Source organism: Pseudanabaena sp. 'Roaring Creek' (assembly GCF_001402795.1).
Taxonomy (GTDB): domain Bacteria; phylum Cyanobacteriota; class Cyanobacteriia; order Pseudanabaenales; family Pseudanabaenaceae; genus Pseudanabaena.
This window is the reverse complement of sequence record NZ_LIRE01000762.1, coordinates 1-16,245: the sequence shown is the minus strand read 5'-3', so window position 1 is coordinate 16,245 and position 16,245 is coordinate 1. Positions and strand designations below refer to the sequence as shown.

The following is a 16,245-nucleotide window of genomic DNA, read 5'->3' as shown; positions in this document are numbered from 1 at the left end:
ATAAGTAGCTAGGCATAAGTAAACTTAAAACCTAGAAGAGCATACCGCCCGCGTAGTGGGCGGTATGCTCTCTGGTTTTGGGTTTTAATTCTGCCTAGCTACTTATATAATTAATATAGTCATTTACAAATCTTAAAGATTACTTGAAAAAAATTTATGAGTGAAGTTTCTAACCCTCTTTTAATTGGCAAAGGACTGCCGCCATTTCCAGATATCAAACCTGAACATGTCATTCCTGCCATCACCCAACTGCTTGAAGAAACGAGTGCAGGACTGACCGATCTTGAAGCCAATGTCCAGCCCACATGGTCGGGCTTAGTCGAGCCACTGGAACGACTCACAGAACGTATCGGTTGGGCTTGGGGTGCGATCGAGCACTTGCTCAGCGTCAAAAATAATGCAGATTTACGCGAAGCTCACAAGGTCGTCCAGCCTAAGGTAATCGAATTCTTCAATCGCTTTAGCCAAAGTCAACCAGTTTATAAAGCCTATAAAGCAATATATGGTTCTTCGGATTGGGATAGCCTCGAACCAGCCCAGAAACGCATCGTGGACGCAGCCATCCGTGATGCCGAGCTGTCGGGTGTGGGTTTAGAAGGGGAAGCAAAGGAGAAGTTCAATAAAATCCAAATGGAACTTGCCGAACTCTCTACTAACTTCTCCAATCACGTGCTGGATGCCACCAAAGCATTTAGCATGACCTTGACCTTGCCTGAAGAGATTGAAGGCTTGCCCCCCAGCCTGCTAGCCCAAGCAGCACAGGCAGCGCGTTTGGATGGGGATGACAAAGCTACACCCGAGCATGGTTCTTGGTGCATTACCCTTGACTATCCCAGCTACGTTCCCTTTATGCAGCATAGTCGCCGTCGCGATCTGCGGGAAAAGCTCTATCGCGCTTTTGTCAGTCGTGCTGCTAGTGGAGAATTTGATAACTCTCCATTAATCGATCGCATTCTTGAATTGCGCCAACAAAAGGCAAATTTACTTGGCTATTCTACCTATGCTGAATTGAGTCTTGCGCGAAAGATGGCTCCTAATGTCGAGGCTGTAGAGAAGTTGCTCGAAGAATTGCGCCAGTCTAGCTACAACGCCGCAGTTGCGGAATTTGCCGAACTCAAGGAATTTGCAAAAGCTCAAGGTGAAACGGAAGAACTCAAGCACTGGGATACTGCCTATTGGGCAGAACGCCAGCGCGAAACCAAGTTTAACTTCACCGTTGAGGAATTGCGCCCTTACTTCCCATTACCCCAAGTTTTAGAAGGACTCTTTGCCCTTGTAAAGCGTCTGTTTGGTGTAACTGTAGTTCCTGCGGATGGTAAAGCTCCCATTTGGCATGAAAGCGTTCGCTTTTTTGAGATTCAAAACGAGAGTCATGAGGCGATCGCCTATTTCTATCTCGACCCCTACAGCCGTCCCGCCGAAAAGCGTGGTGGCGCATGGATGAATGACTGCATCGGACGAGCCAAGGTGGTTGAAGATGGTACGCCGATTACTCGATTACCTGTGGCTTACCTCATTTGCAATCAGTCGCCACCCGTCGATGATAAGCCCAGCTTGATGACCTTTGGCGAAGTGGAAACCCTCTTCCATGAGTTTGGGCATGGTTTGCAACATATGTTAACTAAGGTGGACTACGCGGGCGCTTCGGGTATTAATAATGTGGAATGGGATGCGGTGGAATTGCCCAGCCAGTTCATGGAAAACTGGTGCTACGATCGTGCCACCTTGTTTGGTATGGCAAAACACTACGAAACAGGCGAAACCCTACCAGAAAGCTATTTCCAAAAGCTCGTTGATTCCAAAAACTACATGAGTGGTTCGGGAATGTTGCGTCAGTTGCACTTTAGCCTTGTTGACATCGAACTCCATCATCGCTATCAAATCGGCGGCTTTGAAACTCCGCTCCAATTGCGATCGCGCCTTGCTGAAAAAACGATGGTCATCCCACCATTACCTGAAGATAACTTCCTCTGTTCCTTTGGTCATATCTTTGCTGGAGGCTATGCCGCAGGTTACTACAGCTACAAGTGGGCGGAAGTCCTCAGCGCTGATGCCTTTGCCGCCTTTGAGGAAGCGGGGCTGGAAAACGAAGAAGCGATCGCTTCAACTGGCAGACTCTATCGCGATACAGTGCTTGCCCTTGGCGGTAGCAAACATCCAATGGAAGTCTTCAAGACCTTCCGAGGACGTGAGCCTAGCACTGCACCATTACTTCGTCATAGTGGCTTAGCGAAGGTTTAGGAAGCAGTTAAGCATATTTGAAAACTAAAACCATAGAGAGTAATGCCCGCGTAGTGGTCGTTACTCTCTTCTATATTTAGCCACTTATAGCACCCAAAACCCGATCGCCTATACATCAAACAGCGATTTTTAGTAGTGAAAGCGGCAGGCGAGAATTCTAATTTTATCGTCTAGAACTTCATAAACTAGACGATGTTCTTGATCGATACGGTGTGACGAGCAACCAGATAGATCGTGTTTTAGGGCTTCGGGTTGTCATGTGCCTTCAAATGGATTACGTTGGACTTCACGAATCAGTTTGATGATTTTCAAAGCTTTTTTACAATCGCGTTCAATCCACCAAGCTAAGTCCTCAAAAGCATCTGCATCAAATTCCAAGTTTTTCACAGGCTGATTCCAAAGAGATTCCATCTCGACGTTTTCTAGCTTTAAGCAGTCTTTCTTTCATGGCTGGACTACTGAGTAAATAGGCAGTTTCCCTTTCCGCCATTAGTTCTTGCCAAAAGGCAATAGGGACAACCACGGAGATAGTTTGCCCTTCTGAATCACAGATGTATTGTAATGCGTTAGTCATAGCAGCCAATATAACTTACTGGATTAGTCATAATTATAACCGAACGCCCCTCGCTACCCACAAAACCGATCGCCTATTCCCTCAAATTAAACAGCGATCGTACTCTCAACACCCAAAAACCAATCGCCTATTTCCCACATCAAACAGCGATCGCCCATCACCACCAGCAAAAACCGATCGCCTATCAATCAATAAAAATTACCAGATTCTCGGCTGTAAATTCTGACTATTGGCAATAATGACAGAATCTCCTGCGGGTTCGATTAAAAATAGTCCTTCTTGAGTTGCATATTCATCTGCCTTTTCATCAATTTTTATTCCTGCTACGGCTCCATAAACTTTGTGGTTTTTGTATTTGGGAAATGCTTCTTTAAATCTTGCTAATACTTCCAAAAATCGCTTCACATTGCGAATTTCTAAATGGGACTTCACTTCAATTGCTACTATTTCATTACCATTTTCTACCAGAATATCAATTTCCATTGAGCCACGATCATCATCTCCTTTCACACGCATGGCTGTGTAATGAACATCAATTCCTTGTTCTCTAAAAATTCTAGCGGCAGCAGGCTTGATTAGATTTTCGACAAATTCTGCCCATCTGCTGGTTAGTCCGCCAACTTGTTTGTTAGTTTGCTCAATTTGTTTGTTTGTTTGTTCAATAGTCTTTCGGATTTCCGCCATTTCTAGTTCGGCTTGGTGCTGATATTCTTGTCGTTGTTGTTCGCTTTCGCGAAAGAGAGCAAAGATGTCATCTAAGGTGATAGTGTTGTCGGACATGGTATTTATAGGATTAATTGTTGTGTAAGTATTTTAGCAATTAAGCTAGGATTTTGTGATCGCCTATCAGCCAAAATCAATAGGCGATCGCCCCTCAACACCCATAAATGCGATCGCCTATTTCTCCACATCAAACAGTGATCGCCCCCGCAACACCCACAAAACCCGATCGCCTATTTCCCATATCAAACAGCGATCTCTTAAACGGTCAAAATCTTGCTTTCAAGTTGGTTTATAATCAAACTGTTAGGTGTATTTTACTTTACAGAGGTAGAGTATATGAGGCATTGGGAAAGTTTAGATGCTATAGAAAGAGAACCTTACAAAGTGAGTGGTGCTTGGGTATTTCGGAAGACGCGAGTTCCAGTTTCGGCTTTGTTTGAAAATTTGCGTGATGGTGCAACAGTAGAAGACTTTTTGGAGTGGTTTCCGCCTGTGCAGCGATCGCAAGTTGAAGCTGTACTGAACTATGAGCTTGATATGTTGGCTGAGGCGGCTTAGATTATGAGGATTCTTTTCGATCAAGGAACTCCTGTGCCTTTGCGACAATATTTGACAGAACATTCTGTGACAACTGCCTATGAAGAAGGTTGGTCTAATTTGTCGAATGGAGATTTACTCAAATCTGCTGAAGATAAGGGATACCAAATATTTGTGACAACGGATCGGAATTTACGCTATCAACAGAATTTAAGCGATCGCCAGATTGCTATTGTTGTTTTGCTTTCTACCTCATGGCCCAAGATTCGGACACAGACTGAAAAAGTTTGTGATGTTATCAATGCAATTAAACTTGGTGATTATGCTGAGATTTCTATCTAATTTGCCTTGTAATCATAGAGATCGCCCCTCATCACCCAAAACCCGATCGCCTAAATCTCAAATCAAACAGCGATCGCCCCCTCATCACCCAAAATCCGATCGCCTAAATCTCAAATCAAACAGCGATCGCCCCTCACCTCCCACAAAACCCGATCGCCTATTTCCCATATCAAACAGCGATCACCCCTCACCACTCACAAACCCGATCGCCTATTCCCTCAAATCAAACAACGATCGCCCCTTCGTCACCCATAAATCTGATCGCCTAAATCTCCACATCAAACAGCGATCGCCTCTCACCACCCATAAATGCGATCGCCTATTCCCTTAAATCAAACAGCGATCGCACATCTCTTCATCTTTCATATAAACATCATTGACATCAGTTATCGCCAAATCCAGATTTGACATTTCTAAATGCTCTACTGGAATTCACAAGTTCCAGCGCAGGATCGCTTACAAATTCGGCATTTAAGAGTTTGCTGATACTCATTAATCTGTTTTTCACTCCAATATTGCCTCTGACTTCTTGTATCAAAGCTACTTGGTTTTAACTCGTAGGCAAAGTCACCAGAAAAATAAACAGATTGTTTTCTTCCATCATCAATCATCAAGTTGGATTTTATTTGCAAGTTTGACTGGATCATATTTTCCTACAAAATAAATTTAAGCAAAGCGAAGACCATAACAAATATCATGAAACTCAGCATAAACTGGTTCACCTTTTATTGAGCCTCTAGCACTAACTCTTAAAATGATATCTCTATCAACTCGAATATCAGCCATAACTTTTTCTTGATAAACATCTCTCAATACCTTCGAGATAGGAACTCTAATAATTGGCTCTTTGACTTGATATCTCCCAACTTCATATGCGTCAGCCACAATTAAAACCCCTTCTCCATCTCGATTATCTGTGCAAAAAAACTTGATTTCTTTCTGGGCAACTTTGGGGTTAAGAATAGTACCTTTGTCGAATATTATATAGTGACTTTCATCTGATAGCTGAATGCAGATAGGTCTTACTAGATATGGCTGCCAATTATTAAATGAAATAATTGCTGCACCTTCGGCAATAACTGTATCAGCATTAGAAATTCGTTTAACTTTAGTTGTTCCAAACTTGTCTCTCATCATTCGATCAAGTAATAGAATTTTAGAAGTTCCACCAATAAGTAGTACTTGACCTATCTGTGAGGAATTTATACGAGAACTATGCAAAACTTGATCAACTAGACTCATAGCATCTTGAATATCAAGATTAATCAGAGATTCAAAGTGACTTCGACTAATATCTAATTCTAGAGAATAAGATTGGTCGTTAAGCGATAAAAACTCAGGGATTAATACGGATGAGCTATCTTTATCACTTAATTTAATTTTGGCAAGTTCAATCTCATTAGATAAAATACTCTGGATACCATCATCAAATCTAAATCTATCACGATTAATATTATTTTCCTTGCAGAATCTATCAATCACATCATCCATCAATTTTTCGTCAAAATAGTCACCTGATCGATCTGGCTGCCCAGCGTTACAGACTTCACAAATAGTTCCTGAATCTAGTTTAACTAGAGTAATATCAAGAGTTCCACCACCCCAGTCAAAAACTAAAATATTCTCTTTAAGACTTTTTAAATCATCTACGGATCTAGGATTTGAAAACAGATAGCCGATTACAGCCGCGAAAGGCTCATGAATAAAGTTTTTAACTGAAATACCCGCATATTCAGATGCCTTGCGAATAGCCTGTCTTTGTTTGCCATTAAAATATAATGGAATTGTAATAACAGCTTCTTTGATTTCAGGATATTCAGAATTTTGTTTTAGCGCAGAATCTTTGAGAAATCTAAAGATATTACCTGCTATCTCCCATGTGTGATACGACTTGCCAAATATTTGAACTTCAATTTCTTCTGCTATTCGACTTTTGATAGATTTAACGAAATAATTTCCTGGTACATTACCAAATTGTCTGATTTTATCTTTTGCTTCACGTCCAACGGTAGGAAGCCCAGAGCCTCTATACCACAAGACAGATGGATGAGGACGTTTAATATTATCTACAAAAGCAGTAATTTTTTGCCCGTCAAACACGGCAGCCACTGAGTTAGTTGTGCCAAAATCAATACCAAATCCAACCATAAGTTTTTACTTGTTGTCTTCATATATAGCTAATTCACTCTTTATTGTACCAATAATTTTTAGGGCAATACGTGCATTAGCTTGTAAATTTTCAGGATTGATAAAACATCTTTCTAGCTTATCAAGCTCATGCTCTAGTCGATTCTGCACCTGATTTAACACTGCATTTTTCTGTTGGCTGATCTCTAATTCACTAGAAGATTTAAGATAAGCATACAATTTTTTCTGATGTTCTAAATTCTCTTGTTCTTCGATCAAATCTTTTTTGTGTTTTATAAGTTCATCTTCTAGCTTTTGACAATATGTTTTAAGTCGTGACACTTCTTGTTCAGTCTCAAGACGAATTTTTTTCTCTCTTTGATAGCTTTTATCTAGTTGATCCACTTCATCCATTTTTTGAATTGCTAAGGCTTGACTGTAAACTCCAAACAAAGTAAGACGTTTTGCCTCGTTAGTGGTAGGCTTTTCCAAAGTAAATAAATCAGTAATAGCTTTGACTCTATCTTTAACAATTTTATCTAGTAAAGATGTGTTTTCAAGCTGGTTATCCAAAAGACTACCATCGGCAAAAGCACTTAAAACTATATCAATACGAGTTGAAACAACAGGGAAATCTGCTTTACAAATTAAGTAAGAAATTAAATTTCTAATGAAGTCTAGTTTTTGGGCAAGAGTTTCTTCTTTGTCAGCTAATTTATCTTTAAGCCATTTGAATAGAACCTGATTGCCCTGATTATTGAGCAACACACTATTAATTCTAGGCTCTAAGTCAAGTTCACTTTGAATAAAACCAACAATTTCATCCGTGATACCATCCAAAGTACGGAGTCCATTTATAGATGTAAAATTTTTAGATAAAAGTGAAAAATGAATTAGCGCTCTATATTCTGAAGGACAACCGAGTACACATTTTGTCAACATCTGCTTTTGCATATTATCAAGCTGATATTGCCGTTTAGGATTAAGAATTATGGCTGTAAAACGTTCAGCTAAAGATTTATTCCATGTAGGTTGAATCGATATTTGTTTTACTGCTTCACATAAATCTTGTGACGATTTAGGTTCGCTTATATTAATTTTGGGACTTGGCTCCTTTTTGTCTTTTGAGGATTTTTTCTTGCTATTATCTTTAGGGTTTTGAGTGATATTATTAATCATTGAATGCTTTTGCCTCCTTTCCAAATTCAGGATGATTTTTTATCATTCGATAAGCCTCTTTTGCTTTATGAATATCACCCCACTCTCTATATACTCTAGCTTTAAATAAAGAGAACTTGTGGAGATAGTTTTGGTTGCTGATTCCTTCGAGCAGTTTATCTAATCTGTATATCCAATTATAATTGATTTTTGAGCGATCACTATAATACATTTTGATTGCTTCCAATAAGTCAGAATGGAAAGCATCAAGTATAATTCCTTGGCTCTGTCTCATGTCAAAGGGAGGTAAATCGTCAACCTCTTTTACTTTGTCATAAGATTGGGTAAAGAAATGCCATGCCAAGAAAAACACAGAATTTTCTGACACATTCAAATGTTGATCAAACCAATTCATTTTAAAAGCTATTGCTCTACAGGCTAATTGAGCTAATGGAGTGGTAAAAGATTGAAGCTTTCCATAAGCACTGCCAAAATGCATAGAAATGACATCAAAATCTCTTAAATGACGATTCACCTCTAAATCATGTCCCCTCAAATACTCTAGAAATCCAGCTTGATATTGGGATAATGAGAATGTGTTTGTGTAGATAGAGTCTTGATATTGCCACCATTCATCATCAACTGTCCGATCATTTCTATCTATTCTCACCTGTAATGATTCGATTTCAGTTTCTAAGTTATTGAGTAGTTCAAGATCTAGTTCATTAAAGGTTTCACGGTTAGACGGTTGAAACAAGAAGGTTGTGTTTACATATTCATGTCTATGTCCCTTGAATATATGATTGTTTAACTCCGCATCAGTGAAGAAAAACCTTTGGCAGATAGGACATATTATAGAAGGTAACTCTCTGCTAGGTAAGCTATGAATAACAAGCTTTTGCCTGATTTGTTCAATTTTCCATCCCGACAACTCATCGTTATCTTCTAATGTATCTAGGTAAATTCCCATATTAGATTTATGTCAAATTTGTTTTTATGTTAATAGTGATTTCTTCTTTACATCTAAACTCCATTTTTCCAAAGTTCATACTCGCTAATATCAATATCCTCATTCCAAACCAACCCATAACCACCAGCCTCAATTCTAAAATTTTTAAAAAAGCTAGAATTTTTTAACGGCGCAAACATTGGTTTACTTAGCAAATTAGAGATATCGTATTGCTTAAAATCACGATCGCTAAACTCAATCAATAAAGTGCGATCTCCTATAACTTGAGCAGAAATAATTTTAGGTGGTCTCATGGCAAACATTACTTTAAAGGCGGTAACTTACAAAAATCTTGAGTATTCCACATATTCAGCAACTCATTAGCATTATAGTCTCTCAGAGCTTTACTTCATGCTAAGGCAAGCAGTGATAAATACTTATCTTGGTAAAATAAAGCGATCGCCTCAAAATCTCTTCTTAGCAGTCTTTCTACCTGTGCAGTTGAACAGTTACCAAGCCGAATCCAAATAACTTTCGGTGGATTTCCAAATACTAAGCTGAGGTCATGCATATCGGAATCTTTCGAGACAATTATCAAATCATTAGACTTGGCATAATCCCAAACTATGGGATCGACAGTTGATTTCATATCAACATCTCGAACATGTAGCGAATTTGGGAAAATGTCAGCCAAACGGATCGGTAACTTGGGAGATAGATTTTCATCAAAAAGTAACTTCATGCTGATATCGGCACTGTCATAAACCGACGTTCGCGATCAGCCGCGTAAGCAATACAGGCTTTAAAATCTTCTCGCGTTAAATCAGGAAAATCTTCAAGTATCTCTGCTTCAGTCATATCAGAAGCTAGGTACTCAAGCACTTCATAAACCGTAATTCGCAAACCACGCACACAAGGCTTGCCACTACGCTTATTTGGCTCAATTGTGATGTAATTTCGGTAGTTCATACTAGTAGTTTATAGATCAAGTGTAATGATTTGTAAAATCTCCTCAAACTTAACTGGCTGATAGGGCAATACAAAATCTTCAGCACCTTCATGTAAATGATGAGGATAAGTTTCAATCTCAGGATGGTGAGCAGCATTGTCCCAACGCCTAATAAATTGTCCATCTTTACTTTGCCAATGAAAACTGTATTTAATCACCTCAACCTGATCTGATTGAATTTCAAAAAACTCAAACATTTCTAAAAGACTATCATCTTGTAAAGTCAGTCGATATCGCCATAAACCTTTATTGCCCTGTGCTTCCTCTCTAAGAATGCTAAAACTTTTCACTGCTAGGCAAAGAGCAATCAACGACTTTATTAAAGCTAGATAATCTTCGGCAATCATCACAATGCTTGCTCTAGCTTGCTAATCTTAACTAAGAGATCTTTTCGCAACTCACATAAACTAAACCACTCAAACAGATCCATCTCATCCCCTAATACTCCTGATTCAAATTGTTCTTGAAACTGACGAGAATCAAGACTATAGTTCTGTTCAAACTTACTAATATCACGGTCATAAATAGCTAATTTCTGTCGATGACGATTTAACATTACACTAAGTAATTGACTCAGAATCCGATCTAATTCATTGCGATCGCTACAATTTGCACTAAGTAACTCTAATTTGTCTAATGTATTCATGGCATACACACATAACTAAACTTAGATCGATATAGCCTTTTTAACATTATATCAACAGTAATTTTTCCTATAAAAAAGGCGGCGCAAACGCCGCCTTTTTTAATTTTTACTCTACACCTTCAATACGGTCTTCGAGTTCTTGATAGAGTTCACGCAATCTATCGAGATTCTCTTCACTGGTTTCCCAATAGCCGCGACCATTGACTTCTAGCAGAGTGCCAACAATCTTACGGAACGAATTGGGGTTGAGATTTTTGAGGCGATCGCACATCTCTTTATCGTTCACATAGACATCATTGACATCTTCGTAAACCCAGTTATCCACTGCGCCAGCCGTTGCCGACCAGCCCATCGTATTCACGAGACGCTTGGAGATTTCGCGGACACCTTCATAACCACTCTTGAGCATTCCCTCATACCATTTAGGATTGAGAATCTTGGTGCGGGTATCGAGGCGGACAGTCTCGGTAAGAGTGCGAACTTGAGCATTGGCTGTCGTGGTGTCAGCGATGAAAGAGGTAGGTTTTTTGCCATCTTTGCGGAGACTGCCAACGAGCTTAGTGGGGTCAGAGTCGAAGTAGTGGGAGACATCGGTGAGACTGATTTCGGAAGAGTCCAAGTTTTGGAAGGTCATGTCAACGGTCTTCAGAGAGGCTTCGTAAAGCTGACGCTGTTGGGTATTGCTGACATTGCCACCAAAGGCGAAGGACTTGCGCGATAGATACATCTGTTGCAATTCTTCTTCGTTTTCCCATGTGCTATTTTCCACAGCGAGGTTAACGTTGGAGGAATAGGAACCCGATGAGTTACTAAATACACGGGTAGCCGCTTGGCTAATGGTTAAACCAAACTCCTCGGCTTGGGCGATCGCATGTTTGCGGACAAAGTTCATCTCCAAAGGCTCATCGGCTTCGGCTGCCATTCTCACGGCGCGATCGATTAAGTCCATTTGGTTGACAAATAAATCGCGGAATACGCCAGAGCAATTAACGACGACATCGACGCGAGGACGACCCAATTCTTCGAGGGGAATCAATTCCAAGCGGTTGATGCGACCGAGGGCATCGGGCATGGGCTTCACGCCGATCATGCAGAGAACTTGAGCGAGGGATTCGCCGTAGGTCTTGATGTTGTCGGTTCCCCACAGTACGACCGCGATCGTTTCGGGATAAACTCCATTATTATCTTGGCGCTGACGCTCTAAAAGGCGATCAACGACGGTTTTCGCCGCCTGTACCGCCGCACTCGTCGGAATCGAGTTGGGGTCGAGGGCATGCATATTCTTGCCTGTAGGCAGTACCAAAGGATTGCGGATGGGGTCTCCACCTGGACTCGGCAAGATATAGTCACCCTCAAGGGCGCGAATCAATCCACCCAGTTCGTTGTCGGCAACGATCTGCTTGAGACAGAACTCTAGGAATTCAAAGAGAGGCTTGATGTCATCTTTATTGACATTGGGATAGCCATTCTCTTGGAACACTTCAATCCAAGGTTCGGTTTTGCCCATTCTAAAGAAGTTGAGAACGGAGAGTTTGGAAACTCTGCCATCGTCATCAGCCTTGGCTTTGACCAATGCGCCTACAGATTTATTAGCGATCGCCCGAATGTTTGCCAAGAGTTCCACATCGGCATAAATACCTTTGTCACTGGATTTGTAAAGCTGTTCGATATCGCGTCCGATGCTTTCACAGATGATTCTCAAAAGCGACTTCATCTTGTCTTCGGGGCGATCGAAACTAGCAATGCTAGTCAGCACATCGGTGACATCTTCAACTTTGGGAGGCTCACCGACAACGTGCAGCCCGCAAGGGAGAACGCGGGACTCGATTTCCATCAGTTTGTTGTAAACCTGACCGATGACGTTATCGCGTTCTTCGAGGGACATTTCCTTGGCATCCTGTTCAGGAAGTTCCACATCCTTATCGAGATTTACCAAGCGCACCTTGTCCATGATCGTATTAGTGATTTGCACGCCACGACTTCCTAAGCGCAGATCCTTATAGGAACCGATCAGTTCGCTTAGTTCCTGTAAATTGCGGCTCAAGCCTGCATTTTCAGGTGCTGGGGTAATGTAGCTGATGATCGTGGCATAACCGCGACGTTTAGCGATCGTTGCTTCCGATGGGTTATTGACCGCATAGTAGTAGATATTGGGCAATGCACCAATTAAGCTGTCGGGGAAGCATTCGCCCGACATACCTACCTGTTTGCCAGGCATAAACTCCATCGAGCCGTGAGTACCGAAGTGGAGCACGGCATCGGCTCCCCAAACATGGTTGAGATAGGTGTAGTAAGCGACGAAACCGTGATGGGGTGAGGCAGATTTGCTAAAAAGTAAACGCATAGGGTCGCCTTCATAGCCAAAGGTTGGTTGCACGCCAACGAAGATATTTCCGTATTGCTTGCCGTAAATGATCAGGTTCTGACCGTCGGAATTGAGATGTCCTGGAGCAGGTCCCCATTGCTCAATAATGCGATCGACATAGGGTGTATTCTCTTCGTATTCCCTCACTGACATTCGATAGGCAACATTTAATTCTGGGCTGCCAACCATTGCTTCGGGGTTATGCAGAATTTCAGACATCATGTCGTGGGAGGTCTTTGGCAATCCTTGCACATCATAGCCATTGTTGCCGAGAGCTTCCACTACCTTATGAATGGAAGAGAAAACATCTAAGTAAGCGGCCGTACCGATGTTGCCCTTGTCGGGAGGGAAGCTAAAGATGGTGATGGCGAGTTTCTTCTCATGGCGAGGCTTGCGGCGGAGATTTGCCCATTTAATCGCCCGACTTGCAATCGTTTCTAAGCGATCGCCAATGGCATGGGAACGACCTGTCGCGCTGTCGCGACCAGAGAGCACGATCGGATCGAGTCCTCCATCCAGCTCTGGCAAGGCGACCTGTAGGGCTACTTGGACTGGGTGCAAACCGAGATCGCTATCTTGCCACTCTTCCGTGGTTTGGAAGACGAGAGGTAAAGCGACCATGTAGGGACGATTGAGCTTTTCGAGGGCTTCGATCGCCTTCGGATGATCTTGCTTTGCAGGTCCTCCAACTAAGGCAAATCCAGTAAGGGAAACCACGCTATCGACGATCGCCCGATCCTTTTGCTTGGGATCGTAAAAATATTCCTCTACTGCCTTCGAGAAATCCAGTCCACCATTGAATACAGAAATCACCCTTGCGCCCATGGATTCCAATTCCTGTACCATCGCCACATAATGCGCGTCATCGCCCGTGACGAGGTGCGTTCTTGCCATCAGTAAACCCACGCATGGGGCGAGGGGATCTTTCATCTCTTCGGGAATATCGGTACGGGCGTTAAACCAGTTTAAATATTCGGCGGTACTCTCGAACATTTTTGGGGCGAGGGGATGCCATAGCCCCATATCCAAGTAGGTAACGGGATCTTTGATTTGCAGAGGGGCGGCTCCACGCTCTTTCGCGCGGGCTTTGACCGTTGGCAGGTAATTTTGTGCCAACATCAACAAAAAGTTTTCGAGATTTTCCGTCGATCCCCCCAACCAATACTGGAAGCTCAACATAAAGTTGCGCGCATCCTGAGCCTTGTCCATCGGCATATACTTGAGAATCTTCGGCAAGGTTTGGACGACCTTGAGCATACTGTCTTGAAAAGAACTGCCCGATTTCTCTTTACGCTTCCGCATGAACTGGGCGATCGCGCTTTTCGACTGCCCCAGATTTTCCATACTGAAACTGCCCATTTTATTGAGGCGCATCACCTCTGGCATCGAGGGGAAGACCACGCAAGCCGATAGGCGATCTCGGTGGGGTTGAACGGCAAGGGCGATCTTGGTCGCCAGATCGTCAATAAAAATTAACGAAGCGATAAATATATCGGCTGCGGCAATATCCTCTTTGAAGGACTCGTAATTTTCTGGACTTCGTAGCTCTTCGATTAAATAGCCATTTACCTCGATCGCCAGATGAGGGTTGTTTTTGTTGATTGACTTTACAGCCGCCGACATAGCGCTCTGATATTGGGGTTCAAGCACTACATAGACCAACTTCATTAAGACCCGACCCTGTAGAGTTTCGGGAATGATACGTCTACCAGATAATGTTGCGATCGGTGGCACAGAAGTGAACATGCAGTCTCCTTAAATTACTGTCCTGATTTTTGGGGATTGTATATATTGCGTTTGGTTATTTGTTGCTTGAACTGTTACAGGTTGTAACAATTAGCAATTAAAGATTTATACCTATTCACTATTTAATACCAGAGAACCATTGCCGTGGTTGATTTTGGGCAATAAATGCAATAATTTGAAATTGATTTGTTTACATATCGTTACACTTCTTCATCTTTGTGACGAGTAAATGTAAATTTTTCTTAAATCTCTTTAACTTTAGTAAGGAATTGCTCCATATATATCCGTCGCCAAGTGTATTGGGACATAAACCCCAAGAATTGATTGGCGGCGCTTCGCGCCGCCAATCAATTCTTGGGGTTTGATTTGTCCTCATTCAAGTGACTGTAGCTATATCACAAGGCAGCATTAAGGGCAGCATTATCGGATCTCAAAGAGCATAGTAGGGAGCATAGAGGTGCTTTGCCCTGCTATTCTCCTTGATGGCGATCGCCACTAACTCAAACATTGCGTTAGCTATGATGTTGAGGATATTTGAGCTAAAATCGTGCTTGTACCCAGCTCACTACAAGCCCAAAACTTGAAGGAAATCGCTATGACATGGCAGCAACCTGCAACACCTCTGCATCGATTTTATAGTTGTTTACCTTATCTCTTGCCGTTATCAGCGGGCGTAATTTATGGAGCTGTCCTCTTTCAGCAGTTCCCTATTCTTCTATTTCCCTTTTTTCCGTTTATCTGGTTGTATGGCAATGTCTTGGCATTTCCCCTAGTTCCCGTACTCGGCTTGACGGGAGAATTTTTTCTGTTTATGGGGCTTTTCTTTTTGGTGGTAAGGGATGCCCGCGTTCCTCATTTTGTGCGGTTCAATACGATGCAGGCTTTACTAATGCAAATTGTATTGTTTATCGCTCAACTTCTCTTTCAGTTAGTCGAGCAGGTTTCTAGTGATGCATTACCATCCGTAATTAATGCGACCATTGCCAATACCATCTTTATCGGCACAACCCTATTAGCTGGTTACGCGATTTATCATAGTATTAAAGGCGAGTATTCCGATATTCCTACTCTCTCTCAAGCTGCTTCATTTCAGTGCGAATTATAATCAGTGCGAATATTCAGTACAAATATTCAGTGCGAATTATATTCAGTGCGAATTAAAGATAGATTTAATCGGTTCATATCCCCGTACTGAACTCAGTAAACCCAAACGATTTAGAAACCAAACATGATTTATGGTACGACGTAGTTCAGTCAGTTATTTAGATCGGCTATACGCGAGCTTAACTTACCTATTACCGATCGCCGCAGTTGTGATATTCGGGGCATTCTTGTTTATTCAATTTCCGCCATTGTTAATCGTTTTTTTGCCAGTGATCAAACTCAACCAAATTTTATCAATTTCAATTATTGATTTTATTTCGATTCGGTTTGTCACTTGGTTCTGTGTATTTATTTTTGTGGTTAGAAGCTATAAGGTCAACCATTTTACGCGCTTTAATGCGATGCAAGCTTTGCTATTAGATATTGTGGTGGCATTGGTCGGAGCGATCGCTGAGTTGTTATCCGTAATCTTGGGCAAGGTAGCTTTTTTCCCCTTTGTATTACAAATTATCGCTAGTGTTACTTTTTTGGGCATTACGGCTGCATTTGCCTATTCTGTATTTCAATGCATTCGCGGCAAGTATGCCGAAATGCCTGTGATTTCTGATGTTGCCTACTATCAAGTACGTTAAAAACCAAAAAAAGTAGCGCACGCTGCGCGTGCGCTACTTTTTTTTGGTTTTATATATCTATCGCCAAATGTACTAGGACATAAACCCCAAGA

19 protein-coding genes and 1 pseudogene are annotated in these 16,245 nt (G+C 41.8%); 8 read left to right on the top strand and 12 right to left on the bottom strand.

Features of this window, described 5'->3' with window-relative positions; translation table 11 throughout:
- Positions 1 to 156: 156 nt before the first annotated feature.
- Entirely contained in the window at positions 157 to 2,241 is a 2,085-nt protein-coding gene (locus tag AC805_RS23745; protein WP_055077699.1) for a M3 family metallopeptidase, read from the top strand.
- 129 nt (positions 2,242 to 2,370) lie between these two features.
- Here AC805_RS23745 and AC805_RS23740 read toward each other — a convergent pair.
- Positions 2,371 to 2,652: pseudogene (locus AC805_RS23740) on the bottom strand (Txe/YoeB family addiction module toxin).
- Positions 2,609 to 2,815 (bottom strand): prevent-host-death protein, encoded by a 207-nt coding sequence (locus AC805_RS25080; protein ID WP_072143735.1) that lies wholly within the window; start codon positions 2,813 to 2,815, stop codon positions 2,609 to 2,611. Before AC805_RS25080 ends, AC805_RS23740 begins: the two are co-directional and overlap by 44 nt.
- Between AC805_RS25080 and AC805_RS25940 the strand changes: the two genes are divergently transcribed.
- Positions 2,793 to 3,041 carry a hypothetical protein gene (locus AC805_RS25940; RefSeq protein WP_156341558.1) on the top strand — a complete coding sequence of 83 codons (249 nt, stop codon included), beginning with the start codon at positions 2,793 to 2,795 and terminating at the stop codon, positions 3,039 to 3,041. The two genes, AC805_RS25080 and AC805_RS25940, sit on opposite strands and share 23 nt — an antisense overlap.
- Here AC805_RS25940 and AC805_RS23735 read toward each other — a convergent pair.
- Positions 3,014 to 3,595 carry a DUF3782 domain-containing protein gene (locus AC805_RS23735; protein WP_072143734.1) on the bottom strand — a complete coding sequence of 194 codons (582 nt, stop codon included), beginning with the start codon at positions 3,593 to 3,595 and terminating at the stop codon, positions 3,014 to 3,016. The two genes, AC805_RS25940 and AC805_RS23735, sit on opposite strands and share 28 nt — an antisense overlap.
- 55 nt (positions 3,596 to 3,650) lie before the next feature.
- Here AC805_RS23735 and AC805_RS25935 point away from each other — a divergent pair, with 55 nt between their 5' ends.
- Genes AC805_RS25935 through AC805_RS23720 form a run of 4 tightly spaced genes read left to right on the top strand, consistent with a single transcriptional unit; the run spans position 3,651 to position 4,748 of the window.
- The gene (locus AC805_RS25935; protein ID WP_156341557.1) at positions 3,651 to 3,833 is read left to right on the top strand and encodes a hypothetical protein; all 183 of its coding nucleotides are present in this window, start codon (positions 3,651 to 3,653) and stop codon (positions 3,831 to 3,833) included.
- Positions 3,834 to 3,874: 41 nt separating this feature from the next.
- Positions 3,875 to 4,096, top strand: a complete 222-nt coding sequence (locus AC805_RS23730) for a DUF433 domain-containing protein (RefSeq protein WP_055077700.1) — start codon at positions 3,875 to 3,877, stop codon at positions 4,094 to 4,096.
- A gap of 3 nt (positions 4,097 to 4,099) precedes the next feature.
- Entirely contained in the window at positions 4,100 to 4,417 is a 318-nt protein-coding gene (locus AC805_RS23725) for a hypothetical protein (protein ID WP_055077698.1), read from the top strand.
- Positions 4,398 to 4,748: a hypothetical protein gene (locus AC805_RS23720; protein ID WP_055077697.1), complete on the top strand. Its 351-nt coding sequence runs from the start codon at positions 4,398 to 4,400 to the stop codon at positions 4,746 to 4,748. Before AC805_RS23725 ends, AC805_RS23720 begins: the two co-directional genes overlap by 20 nt.
- A gap of 335 nt (positions 4,749 to 5,083) precedes the next feature.
- Here AC805_RS23720 and AC805_RS23715 read toward each other — a convergent pair whose 3' ends face one another.
- The 9 genes from AC805_RS23715 to AC805_RS23675 form a co-directional block, all read right to left on the bottom strand.
- The gene (locus tag AC805_RS23715; protein WP_055077696.1) at positions 5,084 to 6,565 is read right to left on the bottom strand and encodes an Hsp70 family protein; all 1,482 of its coding nucleotides are present in this window, start codon (positions 6,563 to 6,565) and stop codon (positions 5,084 to 5,086) included.
- 6 nt (positions 6,566 to 6,571) lie between these two features.
- On the bottom strand, positions 6,572 to 7,723 hold the full coding sequence (locus tag AC805_RS23710; RefSeq protein WP_055077695.1) for a hypothetical protein: 1,152 nt from the start codon (positions 7,721 to 7,723) through the stop codon (positions 6,572 to 6,574).
- Positions 7,716 to 8,672 (bottom strand): hypothetical protein, encoded by a 957-nt coding sequence (locus AC805_RS25290; protein ID WP_055077694.1) that lies wholly within the window; start codon positions 8,670 to 8,672, stop codon positions 7,716 to 7,718. The genes AC805_RS23710 and AC805_RS25290 overlap by 8 nt, the downstream gene beginning before the upstream one ends.
- Positions 8,673 to 8,725: 53 nt before the next feature.
- On the bottom strand, positions 8,726 to 8,965 hold the full coding sequence (locus AC805_RS23700) for a DUF2442 domain-containing protein (protein ID WP_055077693.1): 240 nt from the start codon (positions 8,963 to 8,965) through the stop codon (positions 8,726 to 8,728).
- A 95-nt stretch (positions 8,966 to 9,060) separates the two neighbouring features.
- Positions 9,061 to 9,393: a DUF5615 family PIN-like protein gene (locus AC805_RS23695; protein WP_055077692.1), complete on the bottom strand. Its 333-nt coding sequence runs from the start codon at positions 9,391 to 9,393 to the stop codon at positions 9,061 to 9,063.
- Complete coding sequence (locus tag AC805_RS23690) at positions 9,390 to 9,620, bottom strand: DUF433 domain-containing protein (protein WP_055077691.1); 231 nt, start codon at positions 9,618 to 9,620, stop codon at positions 9,390 to 9,392. The genes AC805_RS23695 and AC805_RS23690 overlap by 4 nt, the downstream gene beginning before the upstream one ends.
- A 9-nt stretch (positions 9,621 to 9,629) precedes the next feature.
- Complete coding sequence (locus tag AC805_RS23685) at positions 9,630 to 10,007, bottom strand: DUF6516 family protein (RefSeq protein ID WP_055077690.1); 378 nt, start codon at positions 10,005 to 10,007, stop codon at positions 9,630 to 9,632.
- Positions 10,007 to 10,306: a hypothetical protein gene (locus AC805_RS23680; protein ID WP_055077689.1), complete on the bottom strand. Its 300-nt coding sequence runs from the start codon at positions 10,304 to 10,306 to the stop codon at positions 10,007 to 10,009. The genes AC805_RS23685 and AC805_RS23680 overlap by 1 nt, the downstream gene beginning before the upstream one ends.
- A 106-nt stretch (positions 10,307 to 10,412) precedes the next feature.
- Positions 10,413 to 14,417, bottom strand: a complete 4,005-nt coding sequence (locus tag AC805_RS23675; protein WP_055077688.1) for a magnesium chelatase subunit H — start codon at positions 14,415 to 14,417, stop codon at positions 10,413 to 10,415.
- A gap of 595 nt (positions 14,418 to 15,012) precedes the next feature.
- Here AC805_RS23675 and AC805_RS23670 point away from each other — a divergent pair.
- Positions 15,013 to 15,522: a Tic20 family protein gene (locus tag AC805_RS23670; RefSeq protein ID WP_055077687.1), complete on the top strand. Its 510-nt coding sequence runs from the start codon at positions 15,013 to 15,015 to the stop codon at positions 15,520 to 15,522.
- Between the two features lie 130 nt (positions 15,523 to 15,652).
- On the top strand, positions 15,653 to 16,153 hold the full coding sequence (locus AC805_RS23665; protein WP_055077686.1) for a Tic20 family protein: 501 nt from the start codon (positions 15,653 to 15,655) through the stop codon (positions 16,151 to 16,153).
- The last annotated feature ends 92 nt before the right edge of the window (positions 16,154 to 16,245 follow it).

Excerpts from the sequence above, each read along its gene's own strand:
- AC805_RS23745 (WP_055077699.1), top strand. The coding sequence starts at position 157 with ATGAGTGAAGTTTCTAACCCTCTTTTAATTGGCAAAGGACTGCCGCCA.
- AC805_RS25940 (WP_156341558.1), top strand. The coding sequence starts at position 2,793 with ATGTATTGTAATGCGTTAGTCATAGCAGCCAATATAACTTACTGGATT.
- AC805_RS25080 (WP_072143735.1), bottom strand. The coding sequence starts at position 2,815 with ATGACTAACGCATTACAATACATCTGTGATTCAGAAGGGCAAACTATC.
- AC805_RS23735 (WP_072143734.1), bottom strand. The coding sequence starts at position 3,595 with ATGTCCGACAACACTATCACCTTAGATGACATCTTTGCTCTCTTTCGC.
- AC805_RS23730 (WP_055077700.1), top strand. The coding sequence starts at position 3,875 with ATGAGGCATTGGGAAAGTTTAGATGCTATAGAAAGAGAACCTTACAAA.
- AC805_RS23725 (WP_055077698.1), top strand. The coding sequence starts at position 4,100 with ATGAGGATTCTTTTCGATCAAGGAACTCCTGTGCCTTTGCGACAATAT.
- AC805_RS23720 (WP_055077697.1), top strand. The coding sequence starts at position 4,398 with ATGCTGAGATTTCTATCTAATTTGCCTTGTAATCATAGAGATCGCCCC.
- AC805_RS23715 (WP_055077696.1), bottom strand. The coding sequence starts at position 6,565 with ATGGTTGGATTTGGTATTGATTTTGGCACAACTAACTCAGTGGCTGCC.
- AC805_RS23710 (WP_055077695.1), bottom strand. The coding sequence starts at position 7,723 with ATGATTAATAATATCACTCAAAACCCTAAAGATAATAGCAAGAAAAAA.
- AC805_RS25290 (WP_055077694.1), bottom strand. The coding sequence starts at position 8,672 with ATGGGAATTTACCTAGATACATTAGAAGATAACGATGAGTTGTCGGGA.
- AC805_RS23700 (WP_055077693.1), bottom strand. The coding sequence starts at position 8,965 with ATGAGACCACCTAAAATTATTTCTGCTCAAGTTATAGGAGATCGCACT.
- AC805_RS23695 (WP_055077692.1), bottom strand. The coding sequence starts at position 9,393 with ATGAAGTTACTTTTTGATGAAAATCTATCTCCCAAGTTACCGATCCGT.
- AC805_RS23690 (WP_055077691.1), bottom strand. The coding sequence starts at position 9,620 with ATGAACTACCGAAATTACATCACAATTGAGCCAAATAAGCGTAGTGGC.
- AC805_RS23685 (WP_055077690.1), bottom strand. The coding sequence starts at position 10,007 with ATGATTGCCGAAGATTATCTAGCTTTAATAAAGTCGTTGATTGCTCTT.
- AC805_RS23680 (WP_055077689.1), bottom strand. The coding sequence starts at position 10,306 with ATGAATACATTAGACAAATTAGAGTTACTTAGTGCAAATTGTAGCGAT.
- AC805_RS23675 (WP_055077688.1), bottom strand. The coding sequence starts at position 14,417 with ATGTTCACTTCTGTGCCACCGATCGCAACATTATCTGGTAGACGTATC.
- AC805_RS23670 (WP_055077687.1), top strand. The coding sequence starts at position 15,013 with ATGACATGGCAGCAACCTGCAACACCTCTGCATCGATTTTATAGTTGT.
- AC805_RS23665 (WP_055077686.1), top strand. The coding sequence starts at position 15,653 with ATGGTACGACGTAGTTCAGTCAGTTATTTAGATCGGCTATACGCGAGC.